General features: G+C 66.4%; 14 protein-coding genes and 1 pseudogene. 3 read left to right on the forward strand and 12 right to left on the reverse strand.

Going from position 1 to position 17,013, the window contains the following annotated elements; genetic code table 11:
* Positions 1 to 79 precede the first annotated feature (79 nt).
* The 6 genes from BST40_RS19935 to BST40_RS19960 form a co-directional block, all read right to left on the reverse strand.
* Positions 80 to 1,087, reverse strand: coding sequence for a VWA domain-containing protein (locus tag BST40_RS19935; protein WP_075546083.1), 1,008 nt, complete (start codon positions 1,085 to 1,087; stop codon positions 80 to 82).
* A gap of 34 nt (positions 1,088 to 1,121) precedes the next feature.
* Positions 1,122 to 2,075 carry a DUF58 domain-containing protein gene (locus BST40_RS19940; protein WP_075546082.1) on the reverse strand — a complete coding sequence of 318 codons (954 nt, stop codon included), beginning with the start codon at positions 2,073 to 2,075 and terminating at the stop codon, positions 1,122 to 1,124.
* Entirely contained in the window at positions 2,072 to 3,196 is a 1,125-nt protein-coding gene (gene moxR1, locus BST40_RS19945) for a chaperone MoxR1 (protein ID WP_075546081.1), read from the reverse strand. Before moxR1 ends, BST40_RS19940 begins: the two co-directional genes overlap by 4 nt.
* 208 nt (positions 3,197 to 3,404) lie before the next feature.
* Positions 3,405 to 4,124 carry an NlpC/P60 family peptidoglycan endopeptidase RipB gene (gene ripB / locus BST40_RS19950; RefSeq protein WP_075546080.1) on the reverse strand — a complete coding sequence of 240 codons (720 nt, stop codon included), beginning with the start codon at positions 4,122 to 4,124 and terminating at the stop codon, positions 3,405 to 3,407.
* Between the two features lie 10 nt (positions 4,125 to 4,134).
* The gene (gene ripA, locus BST40_RS19955; RefSeq protein ID WP_083155227.1) at positions 4,135 to 5,550 is read right to left on the reverse strand and encodes an NlpC/P60 family peptidoglycan endopeptidase RipA; all 1,416 of its coding nucleotides are present in this window, start codon (positions 5,548 to 5,550) and stop codon (positions 4,135 to 4,137) included.
* Positions 5,551 to 5,781: 231 nt separating this feature from the next.
* Entirely contained in the window at positions 5,782 to 6,360 is a 579-nt protein-coding gene (locus BST40_RS19960; RefSeq protein WP_075546078.1) for an Rv1476 family membrane protein, read from the reverse strand.
* A gap of 284 nt (positions 6,361 to 6,644) precedes the next feature.
* Between BST40_RS19960 and BST40_RS19965 the strand changes: the two genes are divergently transcribed.
* Together BST40_RS19965 and BST40_RS19970 are read left to right on the forward strand one after the other, a co-directional pair.
* On the forward strand, positions 6,645 to 9,479 hold the full coding sequence (locus BST40_RS19965; RefSeq protein WP_142276764.1) for an aconitate hydratase: 2,835 nt from the start codon (positions 6,645 to 6,647) through the stop codon (positions 9,477 to 9,479).
* Positions 9,480 to 9,504: 25 nt separating this feature from the next.
* On the forward strand, positions 9,505 to 10,068 hold the full coding sequence (locus tag BST40_RS19970; RefSeq protein ID WP_083155241.1) for a TetR/AcrR family transcriptional regulator: 564 nt from the start codon (positions 9,505 to 9,507) through the stop codon (positions 10,066 to 10,068).
* 51 nt (positions 10,069 to 10,119) lie between these two features.
* Here BST40_RS19970 and BST40_RS19975 read toward each other — a convergent pair whose 3' ends face one another.
* The 6 genes and pseudogenes from BST40_RS19975 to BST40_RS20000 form a co-directional block, all read right to left on the reverse strand.
* Positions 10,120 to 10,326 (reverse strand): helix-turn-helix domain-containing protein, encoded by a 207-nt coding sequence (locus BST40_RS19975; protein ID WP_083155243.1) that lies wholly within the window; start codon positions 10,324 to 10,326, stop codon positions 10,120 to 10,122.
* A 96-nt stretch (positions 10,327 to 10,422) separates the two neighbouring features.
* Complete coding sequence (locus tag BST40_RS19980) at positions 10,423 to 12,051, reverse strand: ABC-F family ATP-binding cassette domain-containing protein (RefSeq protein WP_075546076.1); 1,629 nt, start codon at positions 12,049 to 12,051, stop codon at positions 10,423 to 10,425.
* 35 nt (positions 12,052 to 12,086) lie between these two features.
* Positions 12,087 to 12,896 carry an enoyl-CoA hydratase gene (locus BST40_RS19985; RefSeq protein WP_083155246.1) on the reverse strand — a complete coding sequence of 270 codons (810 nt, stop codon included), beginning with the start codon at positions 12,894 to 12,896 and terminating at the stop codon, positions 12,087 to 12,089.
* A gap of 62 nt (positions 12,897 to 12,958) precedes the next feature.
* A complete protein-coding gene (gene trxA, locus BST40_RS19990; protein WP_036414816.1) occupies positions 12,959 to 13,288 on the reverse strand; it encodes a thioredoxin in 330 nt (109 codons plus the stop codon).
* A gap of 43 nt (positions 13,289 to 13,331) precedes the next feature.
* Positions 13,332 to 13,689, reverse strand: a pseudogene (locus BST40_RS19995) (thioredoxin family protein).
* 78 nt (positions 13,690 to 13,767) lie between these two features.
* On the reverse strand, positions 13,768 to 15,750 hold the full coding sequence (locus tag BST40_RS20000) for a heavy metal translocating P-type ATPase (RefSeq protein WP_083155249.1): 1,983 nt from the start codon (positions 15,748 to 15,750) through the stop codon (positions 13,768 to 13,770).
* Positions 15,751 to 16,057: 307 nt separating this feature from the next.
* On the opposite strand from BST40_RS20000, the gene BST40_RS20005 reads away from it, so the two are divergent.
* On the forward strand, positions 16,058 to 17,013 hold a 956-nt coding region (locus BST40_RS20005), incomplete at its 3' end, for a PE family protein (protein WP_083155253.1).

Consider the following 17,013-nt stretch of genomic DNA (forward strand, 5'->3'; position numbering starts at 1 on the left):
GCTCATCGCATGTCGCGAACGTGACGCCAGGGCGAGATCCGGCGCGATTTTTCGCCGTGGCGTTACGGTCGGCGTGACGTCAGGTCGGCAGCCGGCGGTTGATCAGCAACGCGGCCAGGCCGGCCAGCGCCAGCACCAGCGCACCCAGCCGCAGCCAGCCCGCGCTGGCGTCACCTTTGATGGTCTCGTAGCCGATCTGCTGCTGCAGCGACGTGTACACCGCCTTCAGCTCGGCCAATGTTGCTGCGTTGTAGGCGTTTCCGCCGGAGAGTTGGGCCACCTTCTTCAGGGTCTCGTCATCGACCGGTACCGGCTGGCGCTGGCCGTTGATCTCCACGAACCCGTATGGGGTGCCGAACGAGATCGTCGAGATCGGCACGCCCTGGTCCTTGGCGGTGCGAGCGGCGGTAAAGGCGCCCTTGGGGTTGTCCGGATTGGTCGGCATCGTCTCCTTGCCGTCGGAGAACAACACGATGCGCGCCGGCGGCGGCGTGTCGCCTCCACCGATCACCGCGCCGACGGTGGCGATGGCCTGCAAGGCGGTGAAGATCGCCTCCCCGGTGGCCGTGCGATCGGCGAACTGCAGCTTGTCCAACGCGTTCTTGGTCGCGTCGCGGTTGGTCGTCGGCGACACCAGCACCGTCGCCGTGCCCGCGTACGCGATCAGTCCGAGATTGATGCCGGGGGTGAGCTCGTCGGCGAACTGCTTGGCGGCCTCCTGCGCGGCGACCATGCGGTTGGGTTCGACGTCGGTCGCGCGCATCGACTGCGAGACGTCGATCACCAGCATCACGACCGCCCGGTTGCGCGGAATCCTGACGTCATGCGTCGGTCCGGCCATCGCGGTGGTCAACAGCACCAGCGACAACGCCAGCAGGATCGCCGGAACATGCCGCCAGCGGGAGGGCCGCTTGGGCGCCACACTCTCCAGCAACGCCATGTTGGCGAACCGCAACATCCGCTTCTGGCGCGCCAGCTGCAGCACGATGTACAGCGCCACCAGCCCGACGACGACAAATAGGAACAGGAAGAACCACGAGTGTTCGAAGCCGGACAGCGTCATCGGCCCGAGCAACGGCAGTGTCATATCAGACCCGTCATAAAAGATGCGAGCAGGTGTGTCACTGAACCCCCGCCATGGCACCACGTCGCCGGGAGGCGACGAAGCGGACGATGTCTGCCAGCCAGTCGCGGTCGGTGCGAAGCGTCAGCACCGGTGCGCCACAACCGCGGAGGGTCCGGGCCACGTCCGCGCGGTGCGCCGCCGCGGCCCTGGCGAAATCGTTCTGCAGCTGGGTGTCGATGGTGAATTCGCGGGTGACGCCGCTTTCGGCGTCCTGCAGGATCACGTCGCCGATATCGGGCAGCTCGACATCGCGCGGATCCAGGACTTCGATGGCCAGCACCTCGTGGCGGGCCGCGATCGCCCGCAGCGGCCGCATCCAGTTGATCGGCCCCAGGAAGTCGCTGATGACCACCGCCATCCCGCGCCGGCGTTCCGGTCGGCGCAGCGCGTCGATGGCCACCGCCAGGTCCCCGCGCACCCCGGCCGGAGCCTTGGGCATGGTGGCGATGGTGCGCAACATGGTGTGTTGATGCTGGCGGCCGGTGCGGGCCGGCACCCGAGTCATCGTGGCGCCGTTGGCGACCAGGGCGCCGATTCGGTTGCCGCCACCGCTGTTGAGGAAGGTGATGGCGGCGGCGGCCGCCACCGCGAGGTCACGTTTCTCACAGACCGCGGTACCGAAGTCCAGGCTGGCCGACATGTCCACCACCAGCCAGGTTTCCAGTTCGCGGTCGGCGATCATCTGCCGCACGTGGGGGTGCGTGGTCCGGGCGGTGACCGCCCAGTCCATCCGGCGCACGTCGTCACCGGGCTGGTACAGACGCGACTCGCCCGGCTCCGTGCCCGGCCCGGGAATCAAGCCGAGGTGATCGCCGTGCAAGACACCGTCGAGCTTGTGCTTGACGGTCAGCTCCAGAGTGCGCAGCGCCGCCGACAGCTTGGGGTCGTCGATGTCGCCACGTAGCAACGACGGCGGATGGACGACCGCCGGCGCCTTGCTTTCGGTCACCGGCCGCTAGCCGCAGCCGCCGCCTGCATTACCGGCGGTACCGAATGGCCTTGTTGCGGAACGGCATTCACTTGCGGCAAGGCGACGGTCTGCAACACCCGGTTGATGATGATCTCCGGGGTGATCTCGTCGGCCAGCGCGTCATAGGTGAGCACCAGCCGGTGCCGCAGCACGTCGGGGATGACTTCGATGACATCCTGCGGGATCACATAGTCACGCCCGCGCACCAGCGCCAGCGACCGGGCCGCGGCGATGATGCCCAGCGAAGCTCGCGGGGATGCGCCGAACGCGATCCAGCTCTTGACGTCGTTCATCCCGAGTTGTTCGGGCGCCCGGGTGGCGAAGACGACCCGCACCACGTAGTCGACGAGCGCGTGGTGCACGAAGTTGTTGGCCGCGATTCCCTGTAGCCGCACCAGGTCGCCGGTGTTCAGGATCTGTTTGGGCTGCGGCGGGGTGACGCCCATCCGGTAGATGATCTCGCGCTCTTCCTCGGCCGAGGGGTAGCCGACGTTGATCTTGAACAGGAATCGGTCGCGCTGCGCCTCGGGCAACGGGTAGACGCCCTCGTGTTCGATCGGGTTCTGCGTCGCCATCACCAGGAACGGGTTGGGCAGCGGGAAGGTCTTACCACCGATGGACACGTGACGTTCCTGCATCACCTCCAGCAGCGCCGATTGCACCTTGGCAGGGGCACGGTTGATCTCGTCGGCGAGCAGGAAATTGACCACCACCGGGCCGAGCTCGGTGTCGAATTCCTCCTTGCCCTGCCGGTAGATGCGGGTTCCGACGATGTCGGTGGGCACCAGGTCGGGGGTGAACTGGATGCGGGCGAACGTCCCGCCGACGACCCGCGCGAAGGTCTCCACCGCCAGCGTCTTGGCGACCCCGGGCACGCCTTCGAGCAATACGTGGCCCTTGGAGAGCAGGCCGACCAGCATCCGCTCCACCAACTGGTCCTGGCCCACGATGATCCGCTTGACCTCGAAGATGGCCCGCTCGAGCGTGTGTACCTCGGCGGCCAGCCCGTCAGAACCACCGGGAGCACCCGGGGATGCCTCATGGGCCGGCGGGCCGGATTGCCCGCCCGGACCCGGGTAACCGCCACCTGCTGCTGTCATCGACAACCCTCCACCGCTCGATCAGACACGACTGCTGACACGACCAACGCCGCGGGGCAGCGACGTGCCCGCGTTCAACTATTCCAGGCGCCGTGGATTCCGTCGACGCCGCGGTTCCTGCCCGGCCACCCTAGACCCTCCGGGCGGGACGCAACCGTCCGGGGGAAGCCGGACGAGGCGCCCCGACAGTCGCCGGAGCCGCACCGGCTCAGTACTCGATGATCCTGGTCACGAATGGTGTCATGCCGGCCTTGCGCACCGGACTCACCGTGACTTTGCCGGCAAGGCTGGACGCTTCCAGCATCTGACCGTTGCCCAGGTACATGGTGACGTGCTGGCTACCGCCCGGGCCGTAGAAGATCAGGTCGCCGCGCCTGGCCTCGTTGGGCGGGATGTGGCGCCCCGCGTTGTACTGGTCACCGGAAAACCGCGGGATCAGCACGCCCACACCCGCGAAGGCGTAGCGCATCAACCCCGAGCAGTCGAAGCCGACGGTCCCGGCGCCGGAGTCCACGCCCTTACTCGGACCCTCCAGAGTGCCGCCGCCCCAGGAATAGGGGACTCCCATCTGTGATCCGGCCCGGCGGATCACGTACTCGATGGCTTGCCGGCCGTTGGCACGCGGAATCCGGCTGGGGCTGGTGTTGGCGGCACCGGCGGCGGGACTGCCGCCGAGGTTGATGCCCAGTCCGCCCAGAAACTGGCGGCCCAGATCGAGGGTGGTCTGGGTGGCCTGGGCGGTGGCTTGCAGCGACGCGTTGGCGACGGCGAGCGCATCTCCGGGTGCCCCCGCGCTGGCGGTTGCCGGCAAAGTCGGGTCCCACGGACCGGGATCGGCGTCGGCCGGCGCCGCTACAGCAACCAAGAGCCCGGTCACCATCGCGGTGATCCAGGCCAGGTTGATCAGGCGAAATCGCTTGTGCCGCATAAATCCCCGTTCACCACTCGATGTAGCGCACCACGAAGGGCGTCATGCCGCTGGTGCGCACGGGCGCAACTCGGACTTTCAGGCCGATGTCGGGCGCCTCGAGCATCTGACCGTCGCCCAGGTAGATCGTCACGTGCTGGCTGCCGCCGGGGCCGTAGAAGATGACGTCGCCGCGACGCATCTGGGAAGACGGGATCTTGCGGCCCAGGTTGTATTGCGAACCCGAGTAGTGCGGCAGCTTGATGCCGACCCCGGCGAACGAATACAGGACCAGCCCGGAACAGTCGAAGCCGGTGATGCCCGCCCCGGAGTCGATGCCCTTACTGGGGCCCGCGGCGTTGCCGCCACCCCAGGAATACGGCACCCCGATTTGTGACATGCCCCGACGGATCACGTACTCGCTGGCCTGACGTCCGTAGACCCGCGGAATCCGGCCGGCATGCGTCGAACCCGCCGGGGCATTGGTGATCCCGGTATCGGTGGGTTTGAGGATGCCCAGCTGCTGCAGGAAATTTCGTCCCATCTGTGCGGTGACCTGTGCCGAGGTCGCCGAATAACCCAACACCTGGTTGACCACCGCGATCGGGTCGCCGGGGATGTTGGCGCTGGGAATCTGCGGCAACGAGGGGTCCCACCCGTCCCAGCGGCGGCCGCCGCCGGGTCCTGCACCCGGGTCCCACATCTCAGCGGGCGTGCCCTGGCCGCCGGCCGAGGACCAGGCGACCAGCCTGGCCGCCTGGAGCCTGGCCTGCGCCTCGTCTCGTTCTGCGGCCAAACGGTTGACTTCCTCGCGCTGTTCGTCGAACTTGCGCTGGGTGTCGGTGAGGGCGGCCACCGCCGCGTCCTGGCTGGCTTTCGCCTCGGCAGCGGCCTTGTCGGCCTTCTGCTTGGCCAGCCGGGCCGCCGATTCTTTGTTCACCTGTTCGGTTCGGGCCCGCTGCAGGTTGGCCATCACCGTCTGGGCGCTGGCGGTCATCGCCCTGGTCGCGGTCGCCGCGGCGATGATGTCGTCGGGGCTCTTGGCTGTCAGGTAGCTGTCGGACGGGCCATTCATATAGGTGGCCGCCGCGAAGCTGTCGAATCGGCGTTGGGCTGCAGAGATCGCCGCGTTGGCGTCCTTGACTGCCTGCTGACTGAGCTCGAGCTCATGTTCGGCAGCGGTGGCCTCGTCACGAGCGGTCTCCACGGCGACCATCGCCTTGTTGACGCCCTCCTGCTCCATCTCCACGGCGGCGCTGAGATCCTCCAGCCGCTGGTTGGCCTTGGCGACCTCCGCGATCAGCGCGGCGATGGGGTCAGTGCCGGGAGCGGCGGACGCCAGTCCAGGAGTCGATACCAGCAACAGCACACTCAAGACCGACGGAATGGCCGGCCGCACCAACCGTGCTGCCGATCGTGAAGCAGAGCCACCTCGGATCCGTCTCATCGACTCTGATCTCCTATGGCTCAAACCGGACGGACGGCAGTCAGCGCCGAAAGCGCTAATGGCATCACAATCATCATTCGCACCGTACGTCACACCTGACGCTAAAGAAACGTATGTCACAAAGTGCACCCTGGACGTGCAATTAATGTGACCGAATGGTGATGTGAAGCGTTTGCCACCGGCCAGCCACATGGCCGGCGAACTACCCTCTGTCGAGCCTCACCAAGCTGGCTAGATACCCTGGCCGGCTTGATCCGACGTCGTCCCAGCACTGTCACCCGAGGTTGCTGACCGCCGGGCGCGCAGCTGCATGAACCGGGTGCCAACGGCCGCGGCAAGCACCGCAATCAGCAAAAAAATGGTCAATCCGGCCCAGGGAAACTCCGGTGTGTCCAGCTCGTGCAAGAAATTCTGCGCGGACTGCACCGGGTTGCCCGTCTTGGAATGGTCCTCCCCCGCCTCCAGGGTGACCCGCGGATATTGCGTGCTGTAGCTGCCGACGTAGCTGGGACTGAGCACCAACACCGTCGCGTCCTGGTAGTCGGCGCCCACGACGGTCGCGATATCCCGCAACGGGGTGTCATTGGGCGGGTTGTGGTCCAGCAGGACGATCTTGAGGTTAATGCCCTCGTCGTGTGCGTGGTTGACCACCTCGAGCAATCCCGGCACGGCTGCCGGTGGCGCGCTGACGCCGACCGCGGCGACTTGTGCCTTGACCGCCGTCATGTCGACGTCTTGTGGAATGTAGGCCGGCAGGAACGGGATCGTCTGGGGTGACGGCAGCTGGCCTGCGGTGTCGTGCCCGGTCATGGTCTCGCTCCTCTCACACCTCCCGCGGTGCTACAGGCACCGTACGCGTTGAGGATGCGTCCGCGCCGATCAGTGTGCCCGTAGGGACGGCAGTTTCGCCGAGCGTCGATATCCCCGCCAGTCCAATCGGCGAGGGGCTTTTCAACTCGCGCCCGCCACGACAAGACTGAAGGGTACGGGTACCAACCGTAATGCAGGACAAACGTACTGTTAAAGTTGGCTGAGTATGCGAAGCCCCGTCGACACGGCCCGTCGGCGGCAGAACTGAATCCTCGGGAGTTGATGTGACCAGCAAAGATTCTGTGAACTCGTTCGGAGCCCACGACACGCTCAAGGTCGGCGACCGGAGTTACCAGATCTATCGCCTCGACGCGGTCCCCAACACCAAGAGACTCCCGTACAGCCTCAAGGTCCTCGCGGAGAACCTGCTGCGTAACGAAGACGGCAGCAACATCACCAAGGATCACATCGACGCCATCGCGAACTGGGACCCCGAAGCAGAGCCCAGCGTCGAAATCCAGTACACGCCCGCCCGGGTCGTCATGCAGGACTTCACCGGCGTGCCCTGCATCGTCGACTTGGCCACCATGCGGGAGGCCATCGCCGACCTGGGCGGCAAGCCCGACAAGGTCAACCCGCTGGCGCCGGCGGACCTGGTGATCGACCACTCGGTGATCGCCGACCTGTTCGGACGGGCCGACGCGTTCGAGCGCAACGTGGAGATCGAGTACCAGCGCAACGGCGAGCGCTATCAGTTCTTGCGTTGGGGCCAGGGCGCTTTCCGCGACTTCAAGGTGGTGCCGCCGGGCACCGGCATCGTGCACCAGGTCAATATCGAATACCTGGCGAGCGTCGTCATGGCCCGCAGCGACGACGCGGGAAATATCACTGCATACCCCGACACCTGTGTGGGCACCGACTCGCACACCACGATGGTCAACGGCCTGGGGGTGCTCGGCTGGGGCGTGGGCGGCATCGAAGCCGAGGCGGCCATGCTGGGTCAGCCGGTGTCGATGCTGATACCGCGGGTGGTCGGCTTCAAGCTGACCGGTGAGATCCAGCCCGGCGTCACGGCCACCGACGTCGTGCTGACCGTGACCGAGATGCTGCGCAAGCACGGCGTAGTGGGCAAATTCGTCGAGTTCTACGGCGAGGGCGTCGCCGAGGTGCCGCTGGCCAACCGCGCCACCCTGGGCAACATGAGCCCCGAATTCGGTTCTACCGCAGCCATTTTCCCGATCGACGAAGAGACCATCAGCTACCTGCGGTTCACCGGCCGCAACGACGAACAGTTGGCGTTGGTCGAGGCTTACGCCAAAGAACAGGGCATGTGGCACGACCCGAAACACGAGCCCGCGTACTCGGAATACATCGAACTCGACCTGTCCGACGTGGTGCCGTCGATCGCCGGACCCAAGCGCCCGCAGGACCGCATCGCGTTGTCGGCCGCCAAATCCACGTTCCGCGAGCAGATTCCGAACTACGTCGGCGACGACCCCGACAAGAAGGACTACTCGAAGCTGGACGAGATGGTCGACGAGACGTTCCCGGCCAGCGACCCGGGGGCACTGAGCAACGGCCACGCCGACGACCACACTCCGGTGGAGTCCGCCGCCAAACACGCCAAGGGCAGGGTGAGCAACCCGGTGACGGTGAAGTCCGACGAACTCGGCGAATTCGTGCTCGACCACGGCGCGGTGGTGATCGCCGCGGTCACCTCGTGCACCAACACCTCCAACCCGGAGGTGATGCTGGGCGCGGCGCTGCTGGCGAAAAACGCCGTCGAAAAGGGGCTGGCCGCCAAGCCGTGGGTGAAGACCACCATGGCCCCGGGCTCCCAAGTGGTCAGCGACTACTACGACAAGGCCGGCCTGTGGCCGTATCTGGAGAAACTCGGCTTCTATCTGGTCGGCTACGGGTGCACCACGTGCATCGGCAATTCGGGCCCACTGCCCGAGGAGATCTCGAAGGCGATCAACGACAACGACCTTTCGGTGGCGGCGGTGCTGTCGGGCAATCGCAACTTCGAGGGCCGCATCAATCCCGACGTGAAGATGAACTACCTCGCCTCACCACCGTTGGTGGTTGCCTACGCGTTGGCCGGGACCATGGACTTCGACTTCGAGTCACAGGCGTTGGGCACCGATAAAGACGGCAACAACGTCTACTTGAAAGACATCTGGCCGTCGCAGAAAGACGTCTCCGACACCATCGCGTCGGCGATCAACCAGGAGATGTTCACCAAGAACTATGCCGACGTGTTCAAAGGTGACGAGCGCTGGCGTAACCTGCCGACCCCGAGCGGCAATACCTTTGAGTGGGACCAGGATTCGACGTACGTCCGCAAGCCGCCGTATTTCGAGGGAATGTCGGCCGAACCAGAGCCGGTGGGCAACATCACCGGGGCCCGGGTGCTTGCGCTGCTCGGCGACTCGGTGACCACCGACCACATCTCCCCCGCCGGCAGCATCAAACCGGGCACCCCCGCCGCGCAATACCTCGACGAGCACGGCGTCGAGCGCAAGGACTACAACTCCTTCGGCTCGCGGCGCGGCAACCACGAGGTGATGATCCGCGGCACGTTCGCCAACATCCGGCTTCGCAACCAACTGCTCGACGACGTTTCCGGCGGTTACACCCGCGACTTCACCCAGCAGGGCGGGCCGCAGGCGTTCATCTACGACGCTGCGCAAAACTATGCGGCACAAAACATTCCGCTGGTGGTGCTCGGCGGTAAAGAGTATGGTTCCGGCTCCTCACGCGACTGGGCGGCCAAGGGCACGTTGTTACTGGGCGTGCGGGCGGTGATCGCCGAGTCGTTCGAGCGCATTCACCGCTCCAACCTGATCGGCATGGGGGTGATTCCGCTGCAGTTCCCCGCGGGGGAGTCGGCTTCGTCGCTGGGACTGGACGGCACCGAGGTCTTCGACATCACCGGAATCGAGGCGCTCAACGACGGCAAGACGCCGAAAACGGTGCATGTGAAGGCCAGCAAGGACGGTCACGACGCAGTCGAGTTCGACGCGGTGGTACGCATCGACACACCCGGCGAGGCCGACTACTACCGCAACGGCGGCATCCTGCAGTTCGTGCTGCGCAACATGCTCAAATCGGGTTAACGCCAAGGCGACCACAGCCCTGGCCATGCCAAAAGTCAGCGAGGACCATCTGGCGGCTCGCCGCCGCCAGATCCTCGACGGCGCGCGCCGCTGCTTTGCCGAATACGGCTACGACAAAGCCACGGTCCGGCGTCTAGAACAGGCGATCGGTATGTCGCGGGGTGCGATCTTCCACCACTTCCGGGACAAGGACGCGCTGTTTTTTGCGCTGGCGCACGAGGACGCCGAGCGCATGGCCGATGTCGCGTCGCGCGAAGGCCTCATCCAGGTGATGCGTGACATGCTCGCCGCGCCCGAGCAGTTCGACTGGCTGGCCACCCGGTTGGAGATCGCGCGCAAGCTACGCACTGACCCGGCGTTCAACCGCGGCTGGGCGGAGCGCTCCCTGGAACTGGCCGCCGCGACGACCGAACGACTGCGCCGGCAGAAGCAAGCCAAACGAGTGCGCGACGACGTTCCCAGTGACGTGTTGCAGTGCTACCTGGATCTGGTCCTCGACGGATTGGTGGCCAGGCTTGCCTCCGGCGAGGACCCCCAGCGGCTCTCCGCCGTACTGGACCTGGTGGAAAATTCGGTGCGCCGCCGCTGATTTGGACCGTGCGGCGTCATGCCACGGCGAAATCCGAATCCGGCCGTGGTGTTACGTTCGCGCCGGCCGGGCGCGATGATTTGGTCCGCCGCGGCTGCGCATCGTGGTACCGGATTCGAGCAGCATGCTGTGAACCGATCCGTACGATCGCCCGACGCTGGCCGCCAAGTTGCGGATGCTGGCTCCGCCCTCATAAGCGTTGCGCAACTCGTGCAACAACTGATCGCGCGTCTTCTTCGACTTCCGCTGGGTTCTCACCGGCTGCCTCCCACGCGTGGTCACGATCCCCGGCTTCCAGGGTAAGAACCGGCCGGCGATGGCGGGACCGCTTTGGCCGAAAACGCTTGCGATTTCTCAGGCCAGCTCGATGAGGTCGCGATACTCCTCGGACCAATAGTCCTCGGTGCCGTCCGGCAACAGCACGACACGTTGCGGGTCGAGCGCCTCGGCGGCACCGGGGTCGTGGGTCACCAGCACCACCGCGCCGCGGTAGCTGCGCAGCGCGTCAAGGACCTGTTCGCGCGAGGCGGGATCGAGGTTGTTGGTCGGTTCGTCGAGCAGCAGCACGTTGGCCGTGGAGGCCACCAGCCCGGCCAGCGCGAGGCGCGTCTTTTCGCCGCCGGACAGTGTGCCGGCCGGTTGCTCGAGCTGTGGACCGCTGAACATGAACGCGCCCAACAGGCCGCGCAACTCCTGGTCACCGGTTTCCGGTGCGGCGTGCCGGACGTTCTGCCAGACGGTCGCATCGTTGTCCAGCGTGTCGTGCTCCTGCGCGAAATAGCCGATGCGCACCCCATGTCCGGGCTCCAGCGCCCCGGTGTCGGGTGTTTCGACACCGGCCAGCAGCCGCAGCAGCGTGGTCTTGCCGGCACCGTTGAGTCCGAGCACGACGACGCGCGAGCCCCGGTCGATGGCCAGGTCGACACCGCTGAACACTTCCAGCGATCCGTAGTTCTTACTGAGCCCCTTGGCCACCAGCGGGACGCGGCCGCAGGCGGCCGGGGTGGGGAACTTGATCCGGGCCACCTTGTCGGCCACCCGTTCCTCGTCGAGTGCCGCCATCATCCGATCGGCCCGACGCAACATGTTCTGTGCCGCAACGGCCTTGGTGGCCTTGGCGCCCAGCTTGGCGGCCTGGGTTCGCAGCGCGGCGGCCTTGCGTTCGGCATTGGCGCGTTCCCGACGACGACGTTGCTCGTCGGTGGCACGGGCATCGAGATATTTCTGCCAGCCCATGTTGTAGACGTCCATCTCGCCGCGCACCGCATCCAAGAACCACACCCGGTTGACCACGTCGGCGATCAGGTCGACGTTGTGGCTGATCATCACCAGCCCCCCGGTGTGCGACCGCAGGAAGTCCCGAAGCCAGCCAATCGAATCCGCGTCCAGGTGGTTGGTCGGCTCGTCGAGCAGCAGCGTGGTCCCCGAACCGGCGCCGCTGTCGGAAGCGGCGAAGAGAATCCGCGCCAGCTCCACCCGGCGGCGCTGGCCTCCGGACAGGGTGCGCAGCTGTTGGGTCAGCACCCGTTCGGGCAAGCCGAGACTCGCGCAGATCCGGCCCGCCTCGCTTTCGGCGCCGTAGCCGCCCAGCGCGACGAAGCGCTCCTCGAGCTGACCGTAGCGGCGGATCGCGCGATCGCGCGCTTCGTCGTCGGCGACCTCGGCCATCAACGCCTGCTGCTTCTCCAGATCGGTGAGCAACACGTCGAGACCGCGAGCCGACAACACCCGGTCCCGAGCCAGCACGTCAAGGTCTCCCTCTTTGGGATCCTGTGGCAGATAACCTATTTCGCCGTTGCGACTAACCGATCCAGCATACGGTTCGCTCTCCCCAGCCAGGATGCGCAGCGTGGTGGTCTTGCCGGCACCGTTGCGGCCCACCAACCCGATGCGGTCGCCCGGCTGCACGCGCAAGTCCGGGCCCTCGGGCGAGAGCAGGATGCGCGCACCAGCTCGGACCTCGAGGTCCGTTGCCGTGATCACAATCGCTCTCCTTGGTGGCCTGCTTGGTTGTGCCGCTACTTGTCGTCGGTGAAGACCGGGGGCCGCTTCTCGGCGCGCGCGGCAACCGCCTCTTCGAAATTGGCTGTCAGCAGCCGGACGAAAAGCTGTCCCAGACCCTCGGCTTGCATGTGCCCTTCCAGGCTGGCGGCGTCTAGTCCACTCCACAGTGTACGTTTGGTCAACTCAATTCCCGGCCGGGAGAATGCCGCCATCCGCGCCGCGATCGCATAACAGGTGTCCAGCAGCTGGCCGTCGGGCACCCTGCAGGACACAAGCCCGATGCGCTCGGCTTCCTCGGCGCTGATGTCGCGCCCGGTCAGCATGATCTCGAAAGCACGCGAGGATCCGATGGCCCTGGGCAACAGGTAGCTCAGCCCCAGTTCGCTGGCCGTCAGCCCGTTGTTGATGCCGGCCGCCCGGAAATATGCGCTGGTGCAGGCCACCCGGATGTCCGCGGCGAGCGCCAGGCACAGCCCACCGCCGATGGCCGGGCCGTTGACCGCGGCGATCACCGGTTGGTGCAGCCGGCGCAGCTTCAGGATGACCTCGTCGAGCAGCTCCATCGAGCGCAGCGCATAGGTCGGCCGGGTCAGGCCCTCGACATTCGGCACCGCACCTGCGGACTTGTGATCCGCACCGGAGGAGAAGCCGCGCCCCGCCCCGGTCAGCACCACCACCCGCACCGAGTTGTCGTAGCTCACCGTCTCCAGGGCCTCCTTGAGCGGCACCATGACGTCGAAAGCCATGGAGTTCATCCGCTCCGGCCGGTTGAGGGTGATCAGCGCAATATCTGGGCGCGGGTGTTCCAGCAGGACCAAACTCACCCGTGCACGGTATCGCGTAGGACGGTGCGCCCGGTTGTCAGCGCCGCCGGATTTCCGAAGGTCTAGGCGACCTCATAAGCCTTGAGCTGCTGTACCAGGTCTTCCAGAGCAGCCGGGGGCAGGGCACCGGGTTGGTTGAACAACAGTTGGCCCTTCTTGAATGCCATCAGCGTGGGAATCGACCGGATCTGGGCCGCTGCCGCCAGTTCTTGCTCTTCTTCGGTGTTGACCTTTGCGTACACCACGTCGGGGTGTTTCTCCGACGACGCCTGGAACGTGGGCGCGAAGGCGCGACACGGACCGCACCAGGAGGCCCAGAAATCGACCAGCACCATGTCGTTGTCATTGACGGTTTCGTTGAACTGCGCAGCAGTGAGGTCTTTGGTTGCCATGACTGCCCTAACGCCTCGGGCCGGCGAGTTTGTTCCAGGATGTCTAGAGCAGGCCCCGCTGCCGGGGTGGCGAGTCGACCCGGTAGGCCTGCAGCTGGCGCACCAGGTCATCCATGGTCGCGGAATTAGCGACACCGGCCTGCTTGAACACCCGCTTGCCCTTCTTGAGCGCCATCAACGTGGGGCAATAGCTTGACCCCGGCGATCGAGACCAACTCCTGCTCGGTTTCGAAGTTGACCTCGCCGTGCACGATGTCGGGATGCTTGTCCGACGAGCCCTCATACGTCGGCGTCAACACCGCACACGGGGCGCACAACGGCGCCCAGACGTAGACGAGCACGTTGTCGTTGCCGTAGACGGTCTGTGTGAAGGTCTCGGCGGTGAGATCTCGAGTCGCCACGTGTCCCCTTGTTAGCTCCGGGCCCGGTGGGTCCGGCGACGTCGAGCGTACGTCGAGCACAGCCGGAGCCGCTGCGGATCAGGCCGTTGGTGCGCCCATCGATGCCGCCGCACGCCAGGACCGGTTGGTCAGCAGCCGCATACCGTTGAGGGCAACCAGCACCGTGGATCCTTCATGGCCGGCCACACCCAGCGGTAACGGCAAGTGCCCCAACAGATCCCACAACACCAGGACGCTGATGAAGGTGCCGGCGATGATCAGGTTGACGGTCACCACGTGGCGGGCTTGTCTGGCGAGCCCGATGATCGTCGGGATGACCCGCAGTTCGTCCCGTACGGTGACGCCGTCGGCGGTCTGCAAGGTCAGGTCGGCGCCGGCGCCCATCGCGACGGACGTGCGGGCCGCGGCCATCGCGGGAGCATCGTTGACACCGTCGCCGACGACGAGAACCCGATGACCGCTGGCTTGCAGATCGCGGACCGCCTCGACCTTCTGCTCGGGCAACAGCGCGGCCCGTACATCGCTGATCCCGGCGCGCCGGGCCGCCCACCGGGCCGCGCACCCGTTGTCCCCGGTCAGCAGGACCGGCGGCGCCGAGGTCAGTGCGGTCAAGGACGCCACGGACTCCGCGGCATCGGGGCGCACCTGGTCGGTGAGCCCCAGCACGCCGGCCGCGACACCGTTGAGCATCACGATCGCCGCCGTGGCGCCCGCGTCGAGGATCGGCGCGAGCTCGAGTAGCGGCGGCCCCTGATAGCTTTGCGGACTGCACACCTCGACGAAATCGCGACCCACGGTGGCCCGCACTCCGCGGCCGGGCACTGCACGGAAATCCTCGGCCGCGGGGATGGTGATACCGCGCCGGCGAACTTCCTCGACAATGGCCCTGCCCAGGGGATGTTCACTGGGTTGCTCTGCAGCAGCAGCTAATTGGAGCAACTTTCGGACACCCACCACATCCGGGCGCAGCGGCTCGACGGTGGTCAATTGCGGCGTGCCACAGGTCAATGTGCCGGTCTTGTCCAAGGCGACGATGCTGGTGTCGGCCAGATGTTCCACGACCACAGCCGATTTGACCAGAACCCCGTGTCGACCGGCATTCGCGATCGCCGAAAGCAGCGGCGGCATGGTCGCCAGCACCACCGCGCACGGCGAGGCTACAATCATAAATGTCATGGCGCGCAATAGAACTGGTTGCAGTGATGCGCCCAGCAGCAACGGAATGACGATCAGCGCGAGGGTTGCCACCACCATGGCCACCGAGTACCGCTGCTCGATCTTTTCAATGAACAACTGGGTTTTGGCTTTGGTGGCCGACGCCTCGGCGACCAACTCGACGATGCGGGCCACCACTGTCTGCGACGGGTCCCGGGTGACCAGCAGTTGTAACACCCCGGACCCGTTGACTGTACCCGCGAACACCTCGTCACCACGGCCCTTGGCCACCGGGATGGACTCGCCGGTGATCGAGCATTGGTCGACTTCGGAGCAGCCCGACAGCACGGCGCCGTCGGCGGGTCTGCGCTCGCCCGGGCGCACCAGTACCCGGTCACCGACGACCAGGTCGCCCGCCGCAACCACCCGCTCGTGACCGTCGCCGTCGACGACCACGGCCTGATCCGGCGCGAGGTCCAGTAACCCCTTGACCGAATCGGCAGTGTGTTTGGTGGCCACGTCGTCCAGGGCGCCCGATGTCGCAAAGATCACGATCAACAGGGCACCGTCGAAGATCTGCCCGATTGCGACCGCTCCGATCGCCGCCACCACCATCAGCAGGTCTACGTCGAGTGCCTTGTTCCAAAGCGCTTGTGCCCCAGCCCATGCCGAACCCCAGCCGCCGGCGAGGTAACAGGCCAGATACAACGTCCACCACACGGACTGCGGTGCGCCGTTCAGCTGAGCCGCCAGCCCCGCAAGGAATAAGGCCAACGCGATGGCGGCCCAGCGAACCGACATGACCGACCACAGCGCCGCACGCCAACTCAGCGGCCGCGCGACGGCGACGGGCATGTGGTCGAAAGAAACCTCGGAGGTGCACGCTTCAGCAGCGGTCAAGGTCATTCCGGCGGCCTCACAGAGGGGGGAGTTCGTCAGGATGAACCGAGTCTAGGGACGCCGGCGATCGCCGAGTATCTCGATTGCATTGCGGTATGCGATTGAATTGGTCACTGGCACAAGGTAAGCGGTTTCGTCGCCCTCGACGCCGACAGTGCCGTGGACTGCGGTGGCGGGTAATCCGCAGGTGGGTGAAATTTGCATCCCCGCGGAAAAATTCGTGTGATGAAATTACTCGGGAAATGGCCAATCACAGCTGCCGAAATCGCGATAGGATTCGTCAGTCGCTGACGCTTTACTGTGGAGGTGCGGGATGTCGTTCTTGGTCACTAATACGGAGTATGTGTCGGGGGCAGCCGGGAATCTGGCGCGCCTCGGTTCGGTGATCAGCGAGGCCAACTCGGCGGCGGTGGCCCAGACGACCGCCGTGGCGGCCGCGGGCGCCGACGAGGTGTCAGCCGCCATCGCGGCGTTCTTTCGAGCACACGGGCTGAGCTATCAGACGCTCAGCGCACAGGCCGCGGCGTTCCATGACCAGTTCGTGCAAAACCTGTTTGGCGGCGCGCAGGCCTACGCCAGCGCTGAGGCCGCCGCGGCGAACCCGTTGCAGCCGCTGCTCGACGTGATCAACGCGCCCGCCCGGGCGCTGCTCGGGCGTCCGCTGATCGGTGACGGCGTCGACGGCGGGGCGGGAAAGGCCGGCGAGGACGGCGGACTCTTGTTCGGCAACGGCGGTAGAGGCGGAGATGGAGTGGCTGGCCAGGCCGGTGGCCGGGGCGGTTCCGCGGGCCTGCTCGGTTTCGGCGGCGCCGGCGGCGTGGGCGGAGCGGGCGCGAACGGCGGCGCCGGCGGCACCGGTGGGCTGTTCTTCGGCAACGGCGGCGCGGGCGGCAACAGTGGCGGCGGCGGCGGTGCGGGCGGTGTCGGCGGCTCCGCCTTACTGTTCGGACATGGCGGCGCCGGCGGTATCAGCCCCAACGGCGCGGGGGCCGGCGGCGTGGGCGGCAACGGCGGTGTGCTGTACGGAAACGGCGGTGGTGGCGGCAGTAGCTTCCTCGGCGGCGGCGGCAACGGTGGCAGGGCCTTCCTCCTCGGCGACGGCGGCACCGGCGGGGACGCTCTCTCCGCCGGGACCGGCGGGGCCGGCGGCAGCGCCGGGTTCTTCGCCGGTAACGGCGGTGCCGGCGGCAACGGATTCAGCAATGCCAGCGGCGGGGTCGGCGGCCAGGCCGGGTTGATCGGCAACGGTGGTACCGGCGGCAATGGCGG

The sequence above is a fragment of the Mycobacterium persicum genome (genome assembly GCF_002086675.1).
Classification (GTDB): domain Bacteria; phylum Actinomycetota; class Actinomycetes; order Mycobacteriales; family Mycobacteriaceae; genus Mycobacterium; species Mycobacterium persicum.